At 64.9% G+C, this 20,518-nt stretch carries 8 protein-coding genes; 4 read left to right on the forward strand and 4 right to left on the reverse strand.

Annotated elements, in window-relative coordinates; genetic code table 11:
* Positions 1–69: 69 nt before the first annotated feature.
* From AC56LN_RS15890 to glnE, 3 genes are all read right to left on the reverse strand, one after another.
* Positions 70–2,931: a TonB-dependent receptor domain-containing protein gene (locus AC56LN_RS15890; protein WP_499573099.1), complete on the reverse strand. Its 2,862-nt coding sequence runs from the start codon at positions 2,929–2,931 to the stop codon at positions 70–72.
* Positions 2,932–3,341: 410 nt separating this feature from the next.
* Positions 3,342–6,215 carry a TonB-dependent receptor domain-containing protein gene (locus AC56LN_RS15895; protein ID WP_499573101.1) on the reverse strand — a complete coding sequence of 958 codons (2,874 nt, stop codon included), beginning with the start codon at positions 6,213–6,215 and terminating at the stop codon, positions 3,342–3,344.
* A gap of 307 nt (positions 6,216–6,522) precedes the next feature.
* Entirely contained in the window at positions 6,523–9,276 is a 2,754-nt protein-coding gene (glnE, locus tag AC56LN_RS15900) for a bifunctional [glutamate--ammonia ligase]-adenylyl-L-tyrosine phosphorylase/[glutamate--ammonia-ligase] adenylyltransferase (RefSeq protein WP_499573103.1), read from the reverse strand.
* A 207-nt stretch (positions 9,277–9,483) separates the two neighbouring features.
* Between glnE and AC56LN_RS15905 the strand changes: the two genes are divergently transcribed.
* The 4 genes from AC56LN_RS15905 to aroG all read left to right on the forward strand — a co-directional run bounded on the left by AC56LN_RS15905 (position 9,484) and on the right by aroG (position 17,334).
* The gene (locus AC56LN_RS15905) at positions 9,484–13,611 is read left to right on the forward strand and encodes a YhdP family protein (RefSeq protein WP_499573105.1); all 4,128 of its coding nucleotides are present in this window, start codon (positions 9,484–9,486) and stop codon (positions 13,609–13,611) included.
* A gap of 1 nt (position 13,612) precedes the next feature.
* Positions 13,613–14,410 (forward strand): carbon-nitrogen hydrolase family protein, encoded by a 798-nt coding sequence (locus AC56LN_RS15910; protein ID WP_499573107.1) that lies wholly within the window; start codon positions 13,613–13,615, stop codon positions 14,408–14,410.
* A 90-nt stretch (positions 14,411–14,500) separates the two neighbouring features.
* A complete protein-coding gene (gene tldD, locus AC56LN_RS15915) occupies positions 14,501–15,961 on the forward strand; it encodes a metalloprotease TldD (protein WP_499573109.1) in 1,461 nt (486 codons plus the stop codon).
* 314 nt (positions 15,962–16,275) lie between these two features.
* Complete coding sequence (gene aroG / locus AC56LN_RS15920; RefSeq protein ID WP_482897657.1) at positions 16,276–17,334, forward strand: 3-deoxy-7-phosphoheptulonate synthase AroG; 1,059 nt, start codon at positions 16,276–16,278, stop codon at positions 17,332–17,334.
* Between the two features lie 61 nt (positions 17,335–17,395).
* Here the strand turns inward: aroG and AC56LN_RS15925 are convergent, their stop codons facing one another.
* Entirely contained in the window at positions 17,396–20,227 is a 2,832-nt protein-coding gene (locus AC56LN_RS15925) for a TonB-dependent receptor domain-containing protein (RefSeq protein WP_499573110.1), read from the reverse strand.
* Positions 20,228–20,518 lie beyond the last annotated feature (291 nt).

Genomic DNA, 20,518 nt, shown 5'->3' on the forward strand with positions numbered 1-20,518 from the left:
ATGCCCGCCAGGCTGGGCCGGGCGGGCATTGGTCAGGACTTCAGGACAGGGTCTTGCGACCCCGGTCCATTAGAAGTTCTGGGTGTAGCGGACGTAGAAGAAGCGGTCCAGCAGCTGGTCTGCGTCGATCTTCGAAGCCGATGCCTGGCTGCTGTAGACGATACGTGGCGACTTGTCGAAGACGTTGTTGATACCGAACAGGAAGCGGCCATCCCACGAGGTCTTGTAGCCAACGCTCAGGTCGTGAATCGTGACCGAACCCAGCTTGTTGGCGCCGGTACCGAACGAAGCGGTCTCAACGTTTGGCATGTTGCACTCGATGAGTGCTTCAACATCCCAGCACTGGTCCTTGACCGGGCTGTAGTAACGGAAGCCCCAGGTTGCGTTCCAGTTACCCAGCGACCAGTCGATCGACGTGTTCGACTTGACGCGGTTGTAGAAGTAGTCACCGACGTACTCTGCCCAGTCCTGATCAGCACCGCTGCGGGTACGGAACTTGTCGGTGTACGACGTTTCGTTGCGGAAGCCGAACTGGCCGTAGGCGGTACGTGGCAGGCGGTACGAAATTGCCAGGTCCAGACCTTCGGTTTCCATCTCGCCCAGGTTGGCGTTACCGCGCGACAGGGCCGTCAGGTTACCGTTGGCAGGATCGCGACGCAGCGAGTTACAGAAGTTCGCATTGCCCTGGATGTAGCACTCGTCGACGACGTATTCAGCACCGATTGCGGTGATGCGGTTGTCGATCTTGATGTTGTACCAATCCAGACCAACCGACAGGCCAGGCACGAACGATGGGCTGTAGACGAAGCCGATGGTCTTGGTGACTGCGGTTTCAGGGGTCAGGAACTCGTTACCAGCGCCGCTGTTGAAGGCGACCAGCGACTGGGTGCCGCTGGCGCTGGTGATCGCGCCACCAGCCTGCTGCAGCTGACGGTAGTTGACCGGGGTGCCGGTGACGCCGCCGAAGCCGGAGGCGCAACGTGCCTGCACTGCAGGGTTGCGAGCTGCTTCACCGAAGCGGGTGTCGCATGGGTCGGTGAAGGTGTCGAACGACTGCGAACCGCCGCCGGCGATATCGTCCAGGGTTGGGGCGCGGAAGCCTTCAGCCCAGGTACCGCGGAACAGCACGTCCTTGACCGGCTTGTACATGAAGCTGGCCTTGCTGTTGTTGGTCACGCCGAAGTTGCTGTAGTCCGAGTGACGGGTTGCCAGGTTGAAGCTCAGCAGTTCTGCGAATGGCTGTGCCTTCAGGACTGGAACGTTCAGCTCGGCATACGCTTCACGCACGGTGTAGCGGCCGTAGGTTGCCTGACCCGACAGGTTGGTCGAGTAGCCCGACTGCGAGAACTGGTCAGGAACGTCCGAACCCTTGACTTCGCGGTGTTCCAGGCCGACTGCCAGGCCGACTGCGCCTGCTGGCAGCTGGAACAGTTCGCCGGCCAGGTCAGCAACTGCGCTGTTGATGGTCGAGCCGTAGGTCTTGGTGCCGGTCGTGTTGACGAATGCCAGCGCTTCCGGGGTCGATGCCGATGGGCCACCCAGGATGTTGAACGGGGTGCACGATGCCAGGCCGATCGGGTTTGCCGCGGTGCCGCACTGGACGACGCCCGATGCGTTCATGAACGATGGGCCGAGGGCTTGCTTCAGGTTCAGCAGGTTGATGTTGCCGGTGTCGGTTGCGGTACCCGAAACCTTGTTGTGGTTGTAGCCAACGCTCCAGTTCCACGCCAGATCCCGGACCGTGAAGTCGCCTTCGAGGGCGGCATCGATGTGCAGGGTGCGGTTTTCATTGTCGGTGACGCGTGGCAGCTCGATGGTACGACGCTGGAAGAACAGATCCTGGCCACGACCGGCGCCGGCAACCTGGTTGCCGTACGGGTTGTAGTAGCTGTCCTTGTCGACATAGACCTTGTAGTTGTTCTGCGACGTCGATTGCAGCGGATAGCCGGCGATCTGACGCAGCGACTGACGCTGCGAGTACATCGCAGTGGTCTTCAGGCGCATGTCTTTTGGCAGAGCGATCTCGCCTTTGACGAACAGCGTATCGAGCTTGTTCGGCGACAGCAGGTCCATGTCCTGGGTGCTGTTGTACTTGTCTTCCTGGATTGCCGACGAGTTCGTGTGGTAGTTGGCCGGGTTGCGCGAATCTGCGCCGACGCCGGAACCGTCGAACGAACCGGTGTGGTTCAGGTAGCGGTTGAAGCCGCCAGCTGCAGCGCTGGTGAGTGCGCCGCCGTTGGCTGGATTGACCGGAGCGATACGACCCCATGGACCTGCGCCCAGGCCGTCAAACGGGTGTGCCGGGCCGTTCTGGAAACGGGTGATGTCACGGGTCTGGGTGCCGACACGACCTTGTTCGGTGTGCGACAGGCCAAACATCAGCGATGCCTTGTCGTCGCCTGCGCCGTAGGTCAGCGAGTAGTCTTTGTTCTTGCCGTCATTCTTTTCGTTCTGACCGTTGTAGATCGACAGCTGGCCGCCCTGCATGTTCTTTTTCAGGATGATGTTGATCACGCCTGCGATTGCGTCCGAACCGTAGATCGACGATGCGCCATCCTTCAGGATTTCCATGCGCTCGATCATTGCCGACGGGATGGTCGACAAGTCGGTGTAGCCGGCAACGGTCTGGGTCCAGCGCTTGCCATCGACCAGCACCAGCAGGCGGTTTGCGCCCAGGTTACGCAGGCTGACGTACTGGCCGCCAGCTTCGGTGTTCGACGTCAGCGAGCCCGAACGCGAGAAGTCCGGTGCGCCTGCCGACGACAGGTTGTTCAGGACGTCACCGACGGTCACCAGACCGGTCTTCTGGATCTGTTCCTGGTTCAGGATCTGGATCGGCTGAGCCGTTTCCAGGTCAACCTGGCGAATACGCGAACCGGTCACTTCAACGCGCTGTGGCGCAGCGACTTCCTGCGCGATCGCAGCGGTCATGCCAAGGGTCATACCGCCGAGGCAGATAGCGCGGACCGAACGGGACAAGAGTGTTTCCATCATGTTGCAGAACTCCTAGGGGTGTATGCGCGGCGGGACCTGGGTAAGGACCTGCCACCGAAAAATGTCGCGGGGCGACTCGCTGAAAAACGCCAACTAATTTGGTTAAACGACTTTTCAAGTCAGCAATAAAACCATTCGGGGCGCTTCACTGTCAATGCATACGCACTAGAAGGGCGAGAATGTGACCGTTTTGTTGCAGAAATGTGTATTTACTTATTTTCCACCTAACATGTAATTGACTGTGCGGTTACTTGCTGATCTAAGTTCGGTTAGACGTCAAAAAGCCCGCCCGGCTTGCGCCGGACGGGCTTTTTGCGCAATTAAATTGCTATGCGTTACGAAATTGCTTAGAACGATTGATTGTAGCGAACGTAGACAAATCGATCGATCGGCAATTCCGGGCTGACCGACGACGACGACGAGTTGCCGCCGGTGGCCGAGCCGGCGCTGTAGTTGATGACCGGCTTCTTGTCGAAGATGTTGTTCGCACCGATCAGCAGCTTGGCGTTCCATGGCAGCGCGTAGCCGATCGACAGGTCGCCGTACCACATCTCCTTGGCGCGTGTGTAGCCGGTGCCCCAGCTGGTCTTGGCGGTCGGGTCCGAGCATTCGCCCGGCAGGGTCAGCGAGAAGCAACGGTTCTTCTGGCTGCTGAAGAAGCGGGCCGTGAAGGTCGCGCTCCAGTTGCCCATGCTCCAGTCGAGCGACGTGTTCGACTTGACGCGGAACGTGTCGTATTCGCCGGCGTATTCAACCCATTCCGAATCCGGGGTCGATTGCTGCTTGTACGTGTCCGTGTAGGTCGTTTCGCTGCGGATGCCGAACTGGCCCCAGGCCGTGCGCGGCAGGCGGTAGCTGATCGCCACGTCGACGCCTTCAGTCTCGACCTTGCCGCGGTTGGTATTGCCGATCTGCAGATCGACGACCTGGCCGCTGGCGTCACGCGTGATCAGCGAGCAGAAGTTTTCCACGTTGTACAGGAAGCATTCCTCGATCGTGTCGGTGGCCGACACGCCCGTGATCAGGTTGTCGATCTTGATGTTGAACCAGTCGACCGAGACCGACAGGCCCGGCACGCTCGACGGACTCAGGACCAGGCCCAGCGTGCGGGTCTTGGCCGTTTCCGGCAGCAGGAAGCTGTTGCCGGCGCCGGTCGTGAACGGGAACGGGGTCTGGCCGCCGGTGGCAGGCACGTTCGCGCCCGTCTGGTTCTTCTGGCGGAAGCCGGCAGGCACGCCGCGCGCCGCGCAGCGCTGGGCCACGGCCGGGTTGACGGCCGCTTCGCCGACGACGCTGTCGCAGGCGTCGAGGTAGCTGGCGAAGGTCTGCGAGCCGCCGCCGAACGTGTCGCCCAGTGTCGGGGCGCGGAAGCCTTCGGCGTAGGTACCGCGCGTGAGGACGTCACGCACCGGCTTCCACATGAAGCTGGCCTTGCTGTTGGTGGTCGAGCCGAAGTTCGAGTAGTCCGAATAACGCGACGCCAGGTTGACGCTGAGCAGCTGGGCAAACGGCACATCCTTGAGCAGCGGGATGTTCGCTTCCAGGTAGGCTTCGCGCACCGTGTAGCGGCCATAGGTCGGATTGCCGGCCAGGCTCGACGAGTAACCCGAGCGTTCGAACTGGCCCGGCACGTCGTCGCCACGCACTTCGCGGTGCTCGATGCCGCCGGCGATGCCGACCGCGCCGGCTGGCAGCGTGAACAGTTCGCCGCTGATGTCGGCAGTGGCGCTGTTGACGACCGAGCTGTAGGTCGCCTGGGCGGTCGACATCACGTAGTCGAGCGCTTCCGGGGTCGAGGCCGACGGGCCGCCCAGGATGTTCCACGGGGTGCATTCGCCCAGGCCGATCGGCGCGGCGGCGGTGCCGCACTGGACCACGCCGGCCGCATTGCGGAACGACGGGCCGAGGGCGCGCTTGAGGTTGATGAGGTTCAGGTCGCCGTAGCCGCTGACCAGGCCATCGACCGTGTTGTGGTTGTAGCCGATGCTCCAGTTCCACGGCAGCGTGCGCAGCGTGAATTCGCCTTCAAGCGCGGCATCGATGTGCAGGCTGCGGTTGCTGTTGTCGGTCACGCGCGGCACTTCGATCGTGCGGCGGTAGAAGAACAGGTCCTGGCCGTTGCCGGCGCCGGCCACCGAATTGCCGTACGGGTTGTAGTAGCTGTCCTTGTCGACATACACCGGGAAGCGGGACTGCGAGGTCGAGCTCAGCGGGTAGCCGGCAACCTGACGCGACGAGGTGCGATCGGCGTACATCGCGGTGGTCTTGAAGCGCATATTGGCCGGCAGTTCGACTTCGCCCTTGACGAAGATCGAGGTCAGCTTGGTGGGCGTCAGGAAGTGCATCTGGCTGGTCGAGTTGAACAGGTCGGCCGGCGCATTGGTGAAGGGATGGTAGTTGGCCGGATTGCGCGCGTCCTGGCCCACGCCATCACCCAGCGGGCCGCCGGTATGGTTCAGCACGCGGTCAAAGCCGGTCACGGCGCCGGTCGGGCTGACCTGGCGGATACGGCCCCACGGGCCGCTGCCCAGTGCCGAATTCGGCCGCGTCGGGCCATTCGTCGAGGCCGTGATGTCGCGCGTGCGCGCCCAGACGCCGCCCTGGTCGGTATGGGTCAGGCCGAACAGCAGCGACGCCTTGTCGTCGCCGGCGCCGTAGGTGACCGAGTAATCCTTGGTCTTGCCGTCGTTTTCTTCGTTCTGGCCGTGGTAGACGCTGACCTGGCCGCCCTGCATGGTTTTCTTCAGGATGATGTTGACCACACCCGAGATCGCATCCGAACCGTAGATCGACGAGGCGCCATCCTTCAGGATTTCGACGCGCTCGATCAGTGCCGACGGGATCGTCGACATGTCGGTGTAGCCGCTGACCGACTGGGTCCAGCGCTTGCCATCGACCAGCACCAGCAGGCGCTGCGCGCCCAGGTTGCGCATGTCGAGGAACTGGCCGCCCTGTTCGCGGCTCGCGCCCAGCGACGAACCGCGCGAGAAGGCTGGCACACCGGCCGAGGACATGCTGTTGATGATGTCGCCAACGGTGACCAGACCACTCTTCTGGATCTGTTCCTGGCTCATGACCTGGACCGGCTGCGCCGTTTCCAGGTCGACCTGGCGAATGCGGGAACCGGTCACTTCGACGCGTTGCAAGGTCTCTTGTGCGATGGCGGTCATCGACGTCAGCGCCAGCGTTACGGCCAGTGCGATCTTGGTACGTTGTTGCATGTGCTCTCCATCCTGAGCCCCGTGGTGCGGGGCAGTCTTATGATTGATCGGCGAACCGGGGCATGCCCAGCAAAACGCGATACTTTTTGTTGGATATGCATACCCCTCAGGTATCAAACCATTTGGTCTTGACCGGCGTCAATATGTCAGGAGGGCATTTCTGTTGCGAATACAACAGTTAAAAAAAAAGAAATTAAATGACTAAAAAGTCAGCAGTCGGCATGTACTTTTGGGGTGCAATAAACTGTGCTTCTGGATGGAGGTGGTGCGGGGAAAAACCATGCGCACCAGGGTGGTGCGCATGGAATCAATTGGTAAAACAGGCGTGCCACAGGCGCAGCACGCTGTCGGGATGGGCGCCCACCTGGGCCGGTTCGACCCGCGTCTTGTCGTGGCCCTGCAGCCGCACGCTGTGCTGCAGTTTGCGCATCGCGCGGTAGGCGGCCGCGACCTGGCTGGCCAGCGCCGCATCGATCAGGCCCAGTTCGCCGCACAGGTGCAGCAGGGCGATGTTGCCGGCATTGGCGGTCAGCTGCGGGTAGGTGTGCGCGTGGCGCAGCACCAGGTATTGCACGATGAACTCGATGTCGATCATGCCGCCCGCGTCGTGCTTGAGGTCGAACTGCGTGCTGCGGTTCAGGTTCGCGTCATGCATGCGCGCACGCATCTGCACCACTTCGTTCTTCAGCACCGCAGCCTGGTCAGAGCGGTCCTTGCGCAGCACCTGTTCGCGGATCGCTTCGAAACGCGCGCCGATGGCGGCGTCGCCGGCGCAGAAGCGCGCCCGCGTCAGCGCCTGGTGCTCCCAGATCCAGGCCGCCTCGTTCTGGTAGCGCTCGAAGGCGGCAACGGACGAGACCAGCATCCCGCTGGCGCCGTCCGGGCGCAGGGCGATGTCGATGTCGAACAGGATGCCGGCCGGCGTCGGCGCCGTCATCCAGGTGATGAAGCGCTGCGCCAGCCTGGCGTACAGGGGCGGCGCATCACCGTCGTCGTCGTCGTACAGGAAGATCACGTCCAGGTCGGACACATACCCCAGTTCCTTGCCGCCCAGCTTGCCGTAGGCGATGACGGCAAAGCGCGGCACCTCGCGGTGGTGACCGTTGACCGCGCGCCAGGCGTGCGTGACCACGGCGCCGACGATCGTGTCGGCCAGCGCCGACAGATGGTCGGCCAGGTGCTCGACCGACAGTTCGCCGGCCAGGTCCAGCGCCAGCAGGCGGAACAGTTGCGCGTGGTGCGTCTCGCGCAGGATGTCGAGCTGGCGCTCGGTGTCGCCGGCCGCGTCCGTCAACTGCGTGTCGAGGGTGGCTGCCAGTTGCGGCAGCGCTTCGGCGCCGGCATTGCGGTCGTCCAGCAGCTCGTCGAGCAGGATCGGGTGCTGGGTCAGGAACGTCGCGGCCCAGCCGCTGGCATTGATCATGCGGATCACGCGCTCGAGCGTGTGCGGGTATTCGGTCAGCAGCGCCAGGTAGGCCGAGCGGCGCGCGATCGCCTCGAACAGGTCGAGCAGGCGCCCCAGCGTGGCAGCGTGGCTGCCCATGCCCGCGTCCTTGACGACGGTGGCGATCAGGGGCAGGGCGGCCTCGACCAGCGCCAGCAGGCGCACGCGGCTGAAGTCGGGCAGGCTGGCCAGGCGCGCGCCCTGCAGCGTGTTGGTCAGGCGGCCGGCGGCACTGCGTGTGTCGTTGAAGCCCAGGCCCGCCAGGCGCTCGGCCAGCGCATCGAGGTTGTCCAGGTCGTCGACCAGCGCCGGCGCGTCGGGGTCCTGGTCGGGCGCTTCCTTGTCGGCGAAGATCGCGTCGAACTGCTGCGCGACGAACGTGCGCTGCTCTTCCAGCCGCGCAAGCAGTGTCGCTTCGTCCGGGCAACCCATCATCCGCGCCACGGTCAGGCGGTCGTCGTCGCTGACCGGCAGCGTGTGGGTCTGGGCGTCTTCAATGTATTGCAGGCGGTGTTCGAGGTTGCGCAGGAAGGTGTAGGCTGCCAGCAGGCGTTCGACCGTGTCGACCGTCAGCAGTTCTCGTTCGGCCAGCAGGAGCAGCGTCTTGCGCGTGGAGCGCTCGCGCAGGGCCGGGTCGCGCCCGCCGCGGATCAGCTGGAACACCTGGGCCAGGAACTCGATCTCGCGGATACCGCCACGGCCCAGCTTGACGTTGTGGCTGCGCTCGGGATGCAGGCGCTCCTGGCGCTTGACCTCGGCGCGGATCTGGGCGTGCATCGTGCGGATTGCGTCGATGACGCCGAAGTCCAGGTAGCGGCGGAAGACGAACGGTTGCACGATCGCGTCCAGCGCCGCGATGTCATCCGGCTCGCCCGTGACGGCGCGCGCCTTCACCCATGCATAGCGCTCCCATTCGCGGCCCTGGACGATCAGGTATTCCTCGACCATGCCGAAGCTGGCCGCCAGCGGGCCCGACTTGCCGTTCGGGCGCAGCGCCATGTCGACCCGGAACACGAAGCCATCCTCGATCACCTCGGACAAGGCTGCGCTCAGGCGCCGCCCCAGGCGGATGAAGAATTCGTGGTTCGACAGCTGGCGCTGGCCGGCCGCAGCGGCCGTGTCGCCGTCTTCCGGGTACACGAAGATCAGGTCGATGTCCGACGACACATTGAGTTCGCCGCCACCCTGCTTGCCCATGGCCAGCACGATCAGGTGCTGCGGGCGGCCCGAGTCGTCGCCGACCGGCATCCCGTGCGCCGCGACCAGCTCGGCCATCAGGCTCGCCACGTGGGTCTGGATCGCGAAGTCGGCAAAGGCCGTCATCGCGGTGACGACTTCATCGAGGTCGGCCTGGCCGCCGAGATCGCGCGCGACGATGGTCGAGATCAACAGGTTGCGCACCCGGCGCATCGCGCGCTCGAGCGGCAAGCCCTTGGCCAGTTCGCCGTCCAGCAGCGCCCGGAAATCGGCGCCGGCCAGCGATGCTGCGGACAAGTCGGCCAGCTGGCCGGCACGCTCGGGCGCGGCGCCCAGCCAGCGCGCGACGAAACGCGATGCGGTAACCGGAACGACAACAGTGTCCGGGGCAGTTTGTGGTGCAGGGGAAACTTCGGTCATCGTTGATCCTGGGAAACGCGATGGACGGCCGTTTCAATAGGCCATTAGTCGGGGCCGGCAGGCAGTCGATGCGTTAAAATGGCCCGCTAACAGGCCGTCGCTGCTGCCCGGGTCAGCACCGATGGTAAGGTAGACGCCGCAACGCATGCAAGCGACCTGTTTTTTAAGCTATACATTTTTCGGCGAGCCTTTGTTATTAGCACCTTGATGCACAACCCGGATCCGCAGGCGACATCCGCGTCCCGGCCGCTGGCCGTACGCTGGCGCCGGCTGCGTGCATGCTACCGCTTCACGAACCTGGCCTCGCACCACGTGCTGGGCTTTGCGATCAAGCTGCTGCTGGTCGTGTATTTCGCGCTGGCCGTGCTGTTCCTGGTGCTGCGCTACGCCATCCTCCCCAACATCGACCTGTACAAGAACGACATCGAGCGCGTCGCCGGCAATGCGCTGGGCAGCCGCGTCACGATCTCGCAGCTGGCGGCGTCCTGGCACGGGATGCGCCCGGCGCTGTCGCTGCGCGACGTGCGCCTGCACGACCGCCGGGGCCGGCAAGTGCTGGCCTTGCCGCAGGTCGACGCCACGATCGGCTGGTGGAGCATCGCCGCGCTCGAACCCCGGTTTGCATCCCTGGACATCATTGGCCCGCGCCTGTCGGTGCGGCGCGGCCGCGACGGCGTGCTGGTCGTGGCCGGCGTGCGGCTCGACCAGCAGCAGGGCGATGGTGCCGGCGCCGACTGGCTGCTGCGCCAGCGCGAAATCGTCATCCGCGATGGCCGCATCGACTGGGTCGACGAACTGCGCGGCACGCCGCCGCTGGCGCTGCAGGGCGTTACGCTGGCGCTGCTCAACCGCTGGGGTGCGCACCATGTGGCGTTGACGGCCACGCCGCCGGCGCGGCTTGGCGGCCCGATCGACATCCGCGCGCGCTTCCGGCACCGCTTCGGCCAGCAACCGTCCGATGTCACGCGCTGGAAGGGCGAGCTGTACGCCGACCTGCGCGACGTCGACCTGGGCGCCTGGAAGCGTTTCGTCGATTATCCGATCCAGCTCGAACGGGGGCGCGGCTCGCTGCGCACCTGGATCAACGTCGACCAGGCCCGCCTGGCCGGCTTTACCGCCGACCTGGCGCTGGCCGGCGTGAATGCGCGCCTGGGCTCGGACATCGCGCCGCTGCAACTGGCGCGCGTGTCGGGCCGGCTGAGCGCGCGTGAAACGCTGCTGCCCGGCAAGGTCGACGGCAAGCCGACCTTCGGCGCGAACGGCCACGCACTGCGGCTCGACAATTTCACGGTGGTGGCGCGCGATGGCCGCGCCTTGCCGCCGGCCACGCTCGAACAGACCTGGCGGCCCGCCGCGAACGGCAAGCCCGAGCACGGCACGCTGCGTGCGCAGGGGCTTGATATCGGCGCGCTGGCGGCGCTGGCCCAGTACCTGCCGATCTCGCCCGTGCAGCGCGGCCTGCTGGCCGATTACGCGCCGCGCGGGGTGTTGCAGGATGTCGGTGTCGAATGGGATGGCCGCTACCCGGGCGTGACGGGCTGGCGCATCCGCGGCGATGTCGCCGGACTGGCGCTCAAGGCCCAGGCCGCGCGCCCGGGACGGGCTGCCACACCCGGCTTCGAGAACCTGAGCGGGCGCATCGACGCCAGCGAGCGCGCCGGCAGCGTCAGGCTCGACTCGCAGCAATTTGCCCTGAACATGCCGGCCTGGTTCGCCGCGCCGCGCATGTCGTTCGACCGCTTCGCCCTTGATGCGCGCTGGCAGTTTGACGCGGGCCGCCAATTGCAGGTCGATGTCGAGGACCTGGATTTTGCCCAGGGCGCGTTCAAGGGATCGGTCTCGGGCCGCCATGTCATGCCGCTCACGCCGGGTCACGGCCCCGGCACGGCCGACTTCACGGGCAATCTCGACGGTTTCCCGATCGACAGGATCGGCACCTTCCTGCCGCTGGCCACGCCGCACGGCCTGCACGACTGGCTGGTCGGCGCGCTGCAGGGCGGCCAGCTGCACGACACCACGCTGCGCCTGCGCGGCGACCTCGCGCAGTTTCCGTTCAAGACTCTTGATACCGGCGAATTTCGCGTCGCCGGACGCCTGGCAGGCGCGCGGCTCGAATACGCGCCTGGCCACCGCCATCCGGACGGCACGCCGCTGTGGCCACTGGCCGAAGCCATTGACGGGCGCATCGTGTTCGACCGCGCGCGCATGGAAATCACGGGCAGGAGCCTGCGCACGCTGGGCGTGGCGCTGTCGAACGTCAAGGCCGTGATCCCCGACCTGGGCGCGCATGACAAGATGATGCTGGAAATCGATGGCGCCGGCGCCGGGCCGCTGCAGGAATTCCTGCGCTACGTGGCGGCCACGCCGGTGCTGGGCTGGATCGGCCACTTCACCGAAGACACGCAGGGCAGCGGCAACGCAAGGCTCGACCTGAAGCTGCGCCTGCCGCTGTCGCACCTGAACGAAGCCAAAGTGCAGGGCAACCTGCACTTGCAGGGCAACGACGTGGTGCTGTTCCCCGAGCTGCCGGCGCTGCAGAACGCCCACGGAAACATCGCGTTCCACGATCACGGCTTCGGCCTGGAAGGCGTCGGCGCCGATTTCCTGGGCGCGCCGCTGGCGGTGGGCGGCGGCACGGCGCCGGACGGCAGCACGCGCGTCACGCTGGCCGGCACGCTGTCGGCCGAGGGCATGCGCCGCACCGCGCCGGTGCCGGCACTGGGCCGCCTGGCCGAGCGCCTGTCGGGCAGCACGCCGTATCGCGGCGAGATCGTCGTCAAGGCCGGGCATCGCACGATCACCATCGATTCGGTACTGGCCGGGCTGGGCATTGAACTGCCGGCGCCACTGAACAAGGTGCAGGATGCGAACCTGCCGCTGCACTTCGTGCTCGAGGGCGAGCCAACCGTCGAGGGGCTGGCGCGCGACGTCATCCGCGTCGATGTGGGGCAGGGCCTGGGCGCGCGCTACGAGCGCGAAAAGCAGGGCAAGGGCGCCTGGCGCGTAACCCATGGCGGTATCGGCGTGAACGTGCCGGCGCCGCGCCCGGACCAGGGCCTGATGGCGCACTTGGACATGAAAGCGCTCAATGTCGACCACTGGCTGGCGGCGGGCCGCGCCATTGCCGGCATGGACAGGAACGCGCCTGCTCCGGCGCCCGATGCTACGCCGGCCGGCGGCGCCGACTTCACCCAGTACGTGCTGCCGACGGTGGTGGCCGGCCGGGTCAGCGAACTGACCGTGGGCGAACGGCGCGTGGCCGACGTGGTCATCGGCGCCACGCACGTGGGCGACACCTGGCGCGCCAACCTGCATTCGCGCCAGGCCAGCGGCTACCTGACCTGGGCCGAGACGCCCAGCGGCCTGGGCAAGGTCACGGCGCGCCTGGCCTCGCTCGTGATCCCGGAATCGGCCGAGGCCGAGGTCAAGGACCTGCTCGAGTCGAACAAGGGCGCCACGGCCAGCATCCCGTCGCTCGACATCGTGGCCGAACGCTTCGAGCTGTTCAATACCAACCTGGGGCGCCTGGAACTGGACGCCAGCAATGTGCGCGCGCTGGCCGGACGCGAATGGCGCATCGACCGGCTGGCCCTGAGCAACCCCGATGGCCAGCTGAAGGCGTCGGGCCGCTGGCTGACCAAGGATGGCAAGAGCAATACCAGCCTGAACTTCTCGCTCGACATGGACAATGCCGGGCGCCTGCTCGACCGCGTGGGTTTCCCGGACACGATCGGGCGCGGCAACGGCTACCTGCGCGGCGACATCTCGTGGGCCGGCCTGCCGTATGCGATGGACATCCCGAGCCTGTCGGGCCAGATCGAGATGAACGTTGAATCGGGCCAGTTCCTCAAACAGGACCCGGGCGCGGCCAAGCTGCTGGGCGTGCTCAGCCTGCAAGCCTTGCCGCGCCTGCTCAAGCTCGACTTCCATGACGTGTTCTCCAACGGCCTGGCGTTCGACGGCATCACGGCCAACGCGATGATCACGCGCGGCGTAGTGCGCACCGATAACCTCAAAATGCATGGCGTGGCAGCGACCGTGCTGATGAATGGCACGGCCGACATTGCCAATGAGTCGACCAATCTGCGCGTGGTGGTGATCCCGGAATTCAATCTGGGCACCGGCCCGCTCGTGTATGGCCTGGCCGTCAATCCGGTGCTGGGCCTGGGCGGCTATCTGGCCCAGCTGTTCCTGCGTGCACCGGTGATGAAGGCGCTGACCTACCAGATGCAGGTGACAGGGCCGTGGAAATCGCCGACCATTACCAAAATCCCCAACGGACCTGACAGCGTCCCTGTCAGCACACCAGCCACCCCCACCGCCAGCAAGGAATGACATGACGACCGTCGCCGCGATCCAGATGATTTCCACTCCGCACCTTCAAGACAACCTGGTCACCGTACGCCGCCTCGTGGCCGAGGCCGCCGGCAAGGGCGCCACGCTCGTGGCCTTGCCCGAGTATTGGCCGATCATGGGCATGACCGATGTCGACAAGGTGGCGCTGGCCGAAGAGCCGGGTGCCGGTCCGATCCAGGACTGCATGGCGGATCTGGCGCGTGAGCACGGCATCTGGCTGGTCGGCGGCACGCTGCCCATTGTCTCGCCAAGCGCCGGCAAGGTCCTCAATACCACGCTCGTGTACGACCCGCAGGGCGTATCGATGAGCCGCTACGACAAGATCCACCTGTTCGGCTTCAACAAGGGCGCCGAATCGTACGACGAGGCGCGCACCATCGTGCCGGGCGACGCGGTGGGCGTGTTCGACGCGCCGTTCGGGCGCGTCGGGCTGTCGGTGTGCTACGACCTGCGCTTTCCCGAGCTGTACCGCGCGATGGGCGAGTGCGCCCTGATCATCGTGCCCGCCGCCTTTACCTACACCACCGGCCGCGCGCACTGGGAAGTGCTGCTGCGCGCGCGCGCCATCGAGAACCAGTGCTATGTGCTGGCTGCGGCCCAGGGCGGCATGCACGTGAATGGCCGCCGCACCTGGGGCCACAGCATGCTGGTCGACCCGTGGGGCGAGGTCAAGGCGGTGCTGCCGGAAGGCGAGGGCGTGATCACGGGCGAACTCGATCCGGCCTTTCTGCGCGGCGTGCGCGACAGCCTGCCGGCGCTGCGGCACCGGAAGATGTAAACCAGGCTGTCACATGCACCTGGCGCAGCGATGCGAACAAACGGGATATGGCACAATGCCCGTTCCAACCGACGCCTGAATCGAACCACCATGACGCCATTCGAACCGAATCTTTCCGCCATCGCCGTTGCCCGTGACGTCCTGCTGACGCCATTCGGCCTGGACGAAGACAAGCTGCTGCGCGCACTGGGATCGATGTTCACGCACAAGGTCGACTATGCCGACCTGTATTTCCAGTTCACCAAGAGCGAAGGCTGGAGCCTCGAAGAAGGCATCGTCAAGAGCGGCAGCTTCTCGATCGACCAGGGCGTTGGCGTGCGCGCAGTGTCGGGCGAAAAGACGGCGTTCGCGTATTCCGACGAGATTTCCGAACAGGCGCTGCTGGACGCTGCCTCTGCCACCCGCACCATCGGGCGCCAGGGCGCCGGGCGCATCAAGATCGCGCGCAGCACGCAGCACAGCGGCGGGCGCTCGCTGTATCTGCCCAACGATCCACTGGCCTCGCTCGATGCGACGGCCAAGGTGACGCTGCTCGAACGCGTCGAAAAGATGGCGCGCGCCAAAGACCCGCGTGTGGTGCAGGTGATGGCCGGCCTGGCCGGCGAATACGATGTCGTGCTGGTGCTGCGCAGCGATGGCGTGCTGGCGGCCGATATCCGGCCGCTGGTGCGCGTGTCGGTCACCGTCATCGCCGAGCAGAACGGGCGGCGCGAAGTCGGCTCGTCCGGCGGCGGCGGGCGCTTCGACTATGCTTACTTTACTGATGAGGTGCTTGATCGCTACGCGACCGATGCCGTCAAGGCGGCCTGCGTGAACCTGGAAGCGCGGCCGGCGCCGGCCGGGCCGATGACGATCGTGCTGGGCCCGGGCTGGCCCGGCGTGCTGCTGCACGAAGCGGTCGGCCACGGCCTCGAGGGCGACTTCAACCGCAAGGGCTCGTCGTCGTATGCCGGCATGATCGGCCAGCGCGTGGCGGCCAAGGGCGTCACCATCGTCGACGACGGCACGCTGCAGGACCGCCGCGGCTCGCTCAATGTCGACGACGAAGGCAACCCGACCCAGTGCACGACGCTGATCGAGGACGGCATCCTGAAAGGCTATATCCAGGACACGATGAACGCGCGCCTGATGAAGATGCCCGTCACCGGCAATGCGCGCCGTGAATCGTTCGCGCACCTGCCGATGCCGCGCATGACCAATACCTATATGCTCGCCGGCGACAAGGACCCGCAGGAAATCCTGGCCTCGGTCAAGAACGGCCTGTACGCGGTGAACTTCGGTGGCGGCCAGGTCGATATCACGAACGGCAAGTTCGTGTTCTCCGCCAGCGAGGCCTACATGATCGAAGACGGCAAGGTCACCTATCCGGTCAAGGGCGCTACCTTGATTGGCAACGGCCCCGAAGTGATGAACCGCATCTCGATGATCGGCAACGACATGCGCCTGGATTCCGGCGTGGGCGTGTGCGGCAAGGAAGGCCAGAGCGTGCCGGTGGGCGTGGGCCAGCCGACCCTGCGCATCGATGGTGTCACGGTCGGCGGCACGGCCTGATGCTGCATTGATGATGCGTTGCTGTGGTATCCGGTAACAAGCTGTCTGTACAAGCCATCATCGACGGATAAAGGGCTTGCCAAGTTTTGCGGGTTGTTGCTATAGTCAATTGACCAAACACGGACGACATCATGCGCCACGCTTTCTTTACCTGCTTTTTTTACTTTAGCCATTCCAGCCTCAGGCGGTGGAACAGCAGCGGGTACGCGCAGTAAAAGTCCCGGCAGCATCCAGACAAACCGCCAGCAATGGCGGTTTTTTTATTTTCAGACGGTATAAAACCAAACCCAACCGAGCACGAAAGAGAGTCCAGCATGCCCCGCACCGACGACCTACGCATCCGTGAAATGAAGGAACTGACGCCGCCCTCGCACCTGATCCGCGAGTACCCCGTCACCCCGGCGGCCGAGCAGACCGCGGCCGGCGCGCGCGTCGACCTGCACCGCATCCTGCACGGCCAGGATGACCGCCTGATGGTGGTGATCGGGCCATGCTCGATCCACGATCCGAAGGCCGCGATCGAATACGCGCGCCGGCTGGTCGAACAGCGCCGCCGCTTTGCCGGCGAACTCGAAATCGTGATGCGGGTCTACTTTGAAAAGCCCCGCACGACGGTGGGCTGGAAAGGCCTGATCAACGACCCGTACATGGACAACAGCTTCCGCATCAACGACGGCCTGCGCATGGCACGCGAGCTGCTGCGCGACATCAACGAGATGGGCCTGCCAGCCGGCACTGAATTCCTCGACGTGATCAGCCCGCAGTACATCGCTGACCTGATCAGCTGGGGCGCCATCGGTGCGCGCACGACCGAGTCGCAGGTGCACCGCGAGCTGGCGTCCGGCCTGTCGTGTCCGGTCGGCTTCAAGAATGGTACCGACGGCAATATCAAGATCGCGACCGAGGCCATCAAGGCCGCGTCGCAGCCGCACCACTTTTTATCGGTGACCAAGGGCGGCCACTCGGCCATCGTGTCGACCTCGGGCAACGAGGATTGCCACATCATCCTGCGTGGCGGCAAGGCGCCGAACTACGACGCCGCCAGCGTCGACGAAGCCTGCCGCCAGATCGCCGCGCTGGGCCTGGCCAGCCGCCTGATGATCGACGCGTCGCATGCCAACAGTTCGAAAAAGCCCGAGAACCAGGTGCCCGTGTGCGCCGACATCGCCGCGCAGATTGCGGCTGGCGACGATCGCATCGTGGGCGTGATGATCGAGTCGAACCTGGTGGGTGGGCGTCAGGATCTGGTGCCGGGCAAGGAACTGACGTATGGCCAGTCGGTGACCGATGGCTGCATCGACTGGGACAGCAGCCTGCAGGTGCTCGATGGCCTGGCGGCAGCAGTGCGCCAGCGTCGCCTGCGCCAGGAGTAAGCAAGCAGGCATAAAAAAACGGCGCACCGAGGTGCGCCGTTGTTCTATCTGTCCGCCGGGATCAGAACTTGGCGGTCAGGTTCAGGAAGATATGACGGCCCATCGCGTCATACACCTGCGGGTAGGTGTTGCCGTTGCCGTAAACCGCAGCAACCACGCCCGACAGTGGTGGATCCTTGTCCAGCGCGTTGTTGATACCGGCGCGCAGGGTGAAGATCCGGTTGACCTGCCAGCTGCTGACCAGATCCAGGTAGTTGCGTGCGCCCAGGCTTGCATCAGCCGGTTCCGATTCGGTGTCCAGATCCACACCGCGCACATAACGCCAGGTCGCGCCCAGTTCCACGCCGTTCCATGGGGTGCCCCAGACAGCGCGCACCTTGTGACGCCATTTTGGCAGCGGCACGCCGCAGGTAGGACCGTGCAGGCCGGCGCAGTCACGTACATCGCCGCCTGGCAAGTCCTGTTGCTTGAACTCTTTCAGGTAGGTGCCCATCAGCGACAGGTTCAGGCTGCCCCAGGCGCCCAGCTTGGCGTTCCAGTTCGCGCCCAGGTCAATACCCTTGGTCGACGACATGCCCAGGTTCTGGTTGGTGGCGACGATCTGCGCGGTTTCCAGCGCCCACAGGGTGCCCAGACGGTCACGCGTGATCAGCGAGCAGAACGTCGGGTCGCCCGTTGCCAGGCAGCTTTCGAGGCTGGTCGTTGCCGGCAAGCCGCCGATGATGCCCTTGACCTTCATGTCGAAGGCGTCGATGGTGACCGACGTGTTGCGGGTCGGGGTCAGCACCAGGCCCAGCGTGTAGGAATCGGATTTCTCCGGCGCCAGGTTCGTATTGCCGCCGGTGATCTGGTTGTACTGCTGGGCAGGGGAGTCGACGATGTTGCCGTACTGGGCAGCGGTCACGCCGGTGCGTGCGCACTGTGCCAGGGACGCGGTCGGGGTCTCGCCGGCGCATGGGTCGGACGACATGTCGTACAGGCCAAGGCCTGCCGGCGTGTACAGCTCGACCACGTTGGCGGCGCGCGCGGCGCGCTGATAGCTGAAGCGGAACTTCGCTTCCTTGATCGGCGCCCACTCGAGGCCTGCACCATACGAGCTGGTCTTCTGGCCGGTCGAGTAATCCGACTTGCGATAGCTGGCGGTCACGTTGAGCTGTTCAGCGAACGGCTGCTTCTGCAGGATCGGGATGCGGGTTTCGGCGTAGTAATCGCGCACGCTGAACTGGCCGCTCACGTTCTTGGTCGGGCCGCCCTGGCCGGCGAGGTCGCCGGATTCGAAGGCGGCATCGTTGTCCAGCGTCAGTTTTTCGGTGCGGTGTTCCCAGCCCAGCGCCAGGCCGATGCCTTCGGTGCTGGTCGGGATCTTCAGGCCGTATTCGCCCAGGTCGGTCGACAGGTTGACGCCTTGCACGGTTTGCGAGGTGCTGCCGCGCTGGAAGCCCGGGGTCTGCAGGTAGGTCAGTGCTTCGTTGGTGACGCCGCCGAGACTCCAGATATTGTACGGCACGCAGTTCGGGTCGATGCCGTTCAGGGTGCTGCGGCAGACCGCTGCGCCGTTGGGGCCACGGACCACGTCCAGTGCACGCGCGCTGCGCGCCACCGAGAAGTCGTTAAAGTAGGTTTCGGCGTAACGGACCCGGCCCACCTGGGCGAAGACGTCGTACTTCCAGTTGCCGACATCGCCCTTGACACCGACCACGCCGCGGTAGGACGTGTGGTTCAGGTCGTCGCGGCGACCACCGCCTTCGACGTTGCGGCGGAAGATCACCAGGTCGGCCGTGTCGCCGGGGGCATTCAGGCCCAGCGTCTGGCGCCATGCATTCGACAGCAGCGGGTTTTCGAAGGTGATCGCGTTGGCGCCGGAAGCGTCGAGGCCGAACAGGCCGGACGGGGCGATCTGGGCGACGGTGCTGTCATCGTGGAAGCTGGCCTCGGCGTAGATGCGGGCCTTGTCGTTGATGTCGTAGTGCGTGAACGAGCTGAACGTGTAACGCTCCGACGGACGGCGGAAATAGTTCAGCGGACCGAAGTTGTAGGCATCGCTTGCGCCAATATACGGACGCACGCCGCCGTTGGCATCGGCCACGGTGAAGCTGCGCGTGCCGACCAGGAAACGGCCCGGGAAGCTGGTGCCGGAGCCGCCACAGTTGAACGTGTCGCCCGTGGTCGAGCCGCCCAGCGAGCAGGCCGTGAAGTCACGCTCCGATTGCAGCAGCGCGTCTTCTTTCTTGTAGCCCAGGTAGACCACGGCATTGCCGCGGCCATCGGCGAAGTTGCCGCCCATCGTGATGCTGATGTCCTTGACCTTGGCATCGGCGCTCTTGTCGCCCGGCACCGTGAAGTTGCGGCGCGTGGCGGCGTCGGCTGCCGGCCCGCCGTTCTGCTGGTGGTTGTAGAACTGGTAGTTGCTGTCGATCTGGACGCCCTGGAAGTTGTCGTCCATGATGAAGTTGACCACACCGGCCACGGCGTCGGAGCCGTAGATGGCGCCGGCGCCGCCGGTCAGCACTTCGACGCGCTTGACCAGGCCCACGGGGATCTGGTTCAGGTCGGCGGCGGTATTGCGCGGGCTACCTGCTGGCAGGCGGCGGCCATTGACCAGCACCAGGGTGCGGTCGGCGCCGAAATTGCGCAGGTTGACGGTGGCGGTACCGGTCGAGCCGTTCGAGACCGAGCCGCCCTGGTCAGCGAAGACCTGGGGCAGGTTGTTGAGCAGGCTCTCGACCGAACGCACACCTTCGAGTTTGATGTCCTTGGCGTTGACGACGGTAACCGGGCTGATGCTTTCCAGGTTGGCCGTGGCGATGCGTGAACCGGTCACTTCCACGCGCTGAGGTTCGCCGGTAGCGGGCGCCGTGTCCTGGGCGTGGGCCGCCGAGAACGCGACAATCATGCCGCCTGCACAGATCAGTCGAACCGATCGAGATAACACTGTTTCAACCATCATGTCGATTTTCCCAGGTAAGACCTGCAGGACGGATGTCGCCTGCAGTAATGTCATTGGATTGCCACCGCGAATAGCAGCGTCGAATTTTTACTACTTGGCAATAAAAACATTTCCGGCGAGGCAGTGTCAACGTATAAAGTCTTTACGAATCAAAAATACAACTGTGCACCAACTAGTCTGTACAAGTATGCATTTTGGTGCTAGTCATGATTCCGACATGAAAAATAATATGTGGAA

This window comes from Telluria sp. ZT3P26 (assembly GCF_059686035.1).

Excerpts from the sequence above, each read along its gene's own strand:
- AC56LN_RS15895 (WP_499573101.1), bottom strand. The coding sequence starts at position 6,215 with ATGCAACAACGTACCAAGATCGCACTGGCCGTAACGCTGGCGCTGACG.
- aroG (WP_482897657.1), top strand. The coding sequence starts at position 16,276 with ATGCCCCGCACCGACGACCTACGCATCCGTGAAATGAAGGAACTGACG.
- AC56LN_RS15905 (WP_499573105.1), top strand. The coding sequence starts at position 9,484 with ATGCACAACCCGGATCCGCAGGCGACATCCGCGTCCCGGCCGCTGGCC.
- AC56LN_RS15890 (WP_499573099.1), bottom strand. The coding sequence starts at position 2,931 with ATGACCGCTGCGATCGCGCAGGAAGTCGCTGCGCCACAGCGCGTTGAA.
- tldD (WP_499573109.1), top strand. The coding sequence starts at position 14,501 with ATGACGCCATTCGAACCGAATCTTTCCGCCATCGCCGTTGCCCGTGAC.
- AC56LN_RS15910 (WP_499573107.1), top strand. The coding sequence starts at position 13,613 with ATGACGACCGTCGCCGCGATCCAGATGATTTCCACTCCGCACCTTCAA.
- AC56LN_RS15925 (WP_499573110.1), bottom strand. The coding sequence starts at position 20,227 with ATGATTGTCGCGTTCTCGGCGGCCCACGCCCAGGACACGGCGCCCGCT.
- glnE (WP_499573103.1), bottom strand. The coding sequence starts at position 9,276 with ATGACCGAAGTTTCCCCTGCACCACAAACTGCCCCGGACACTGTTGTC.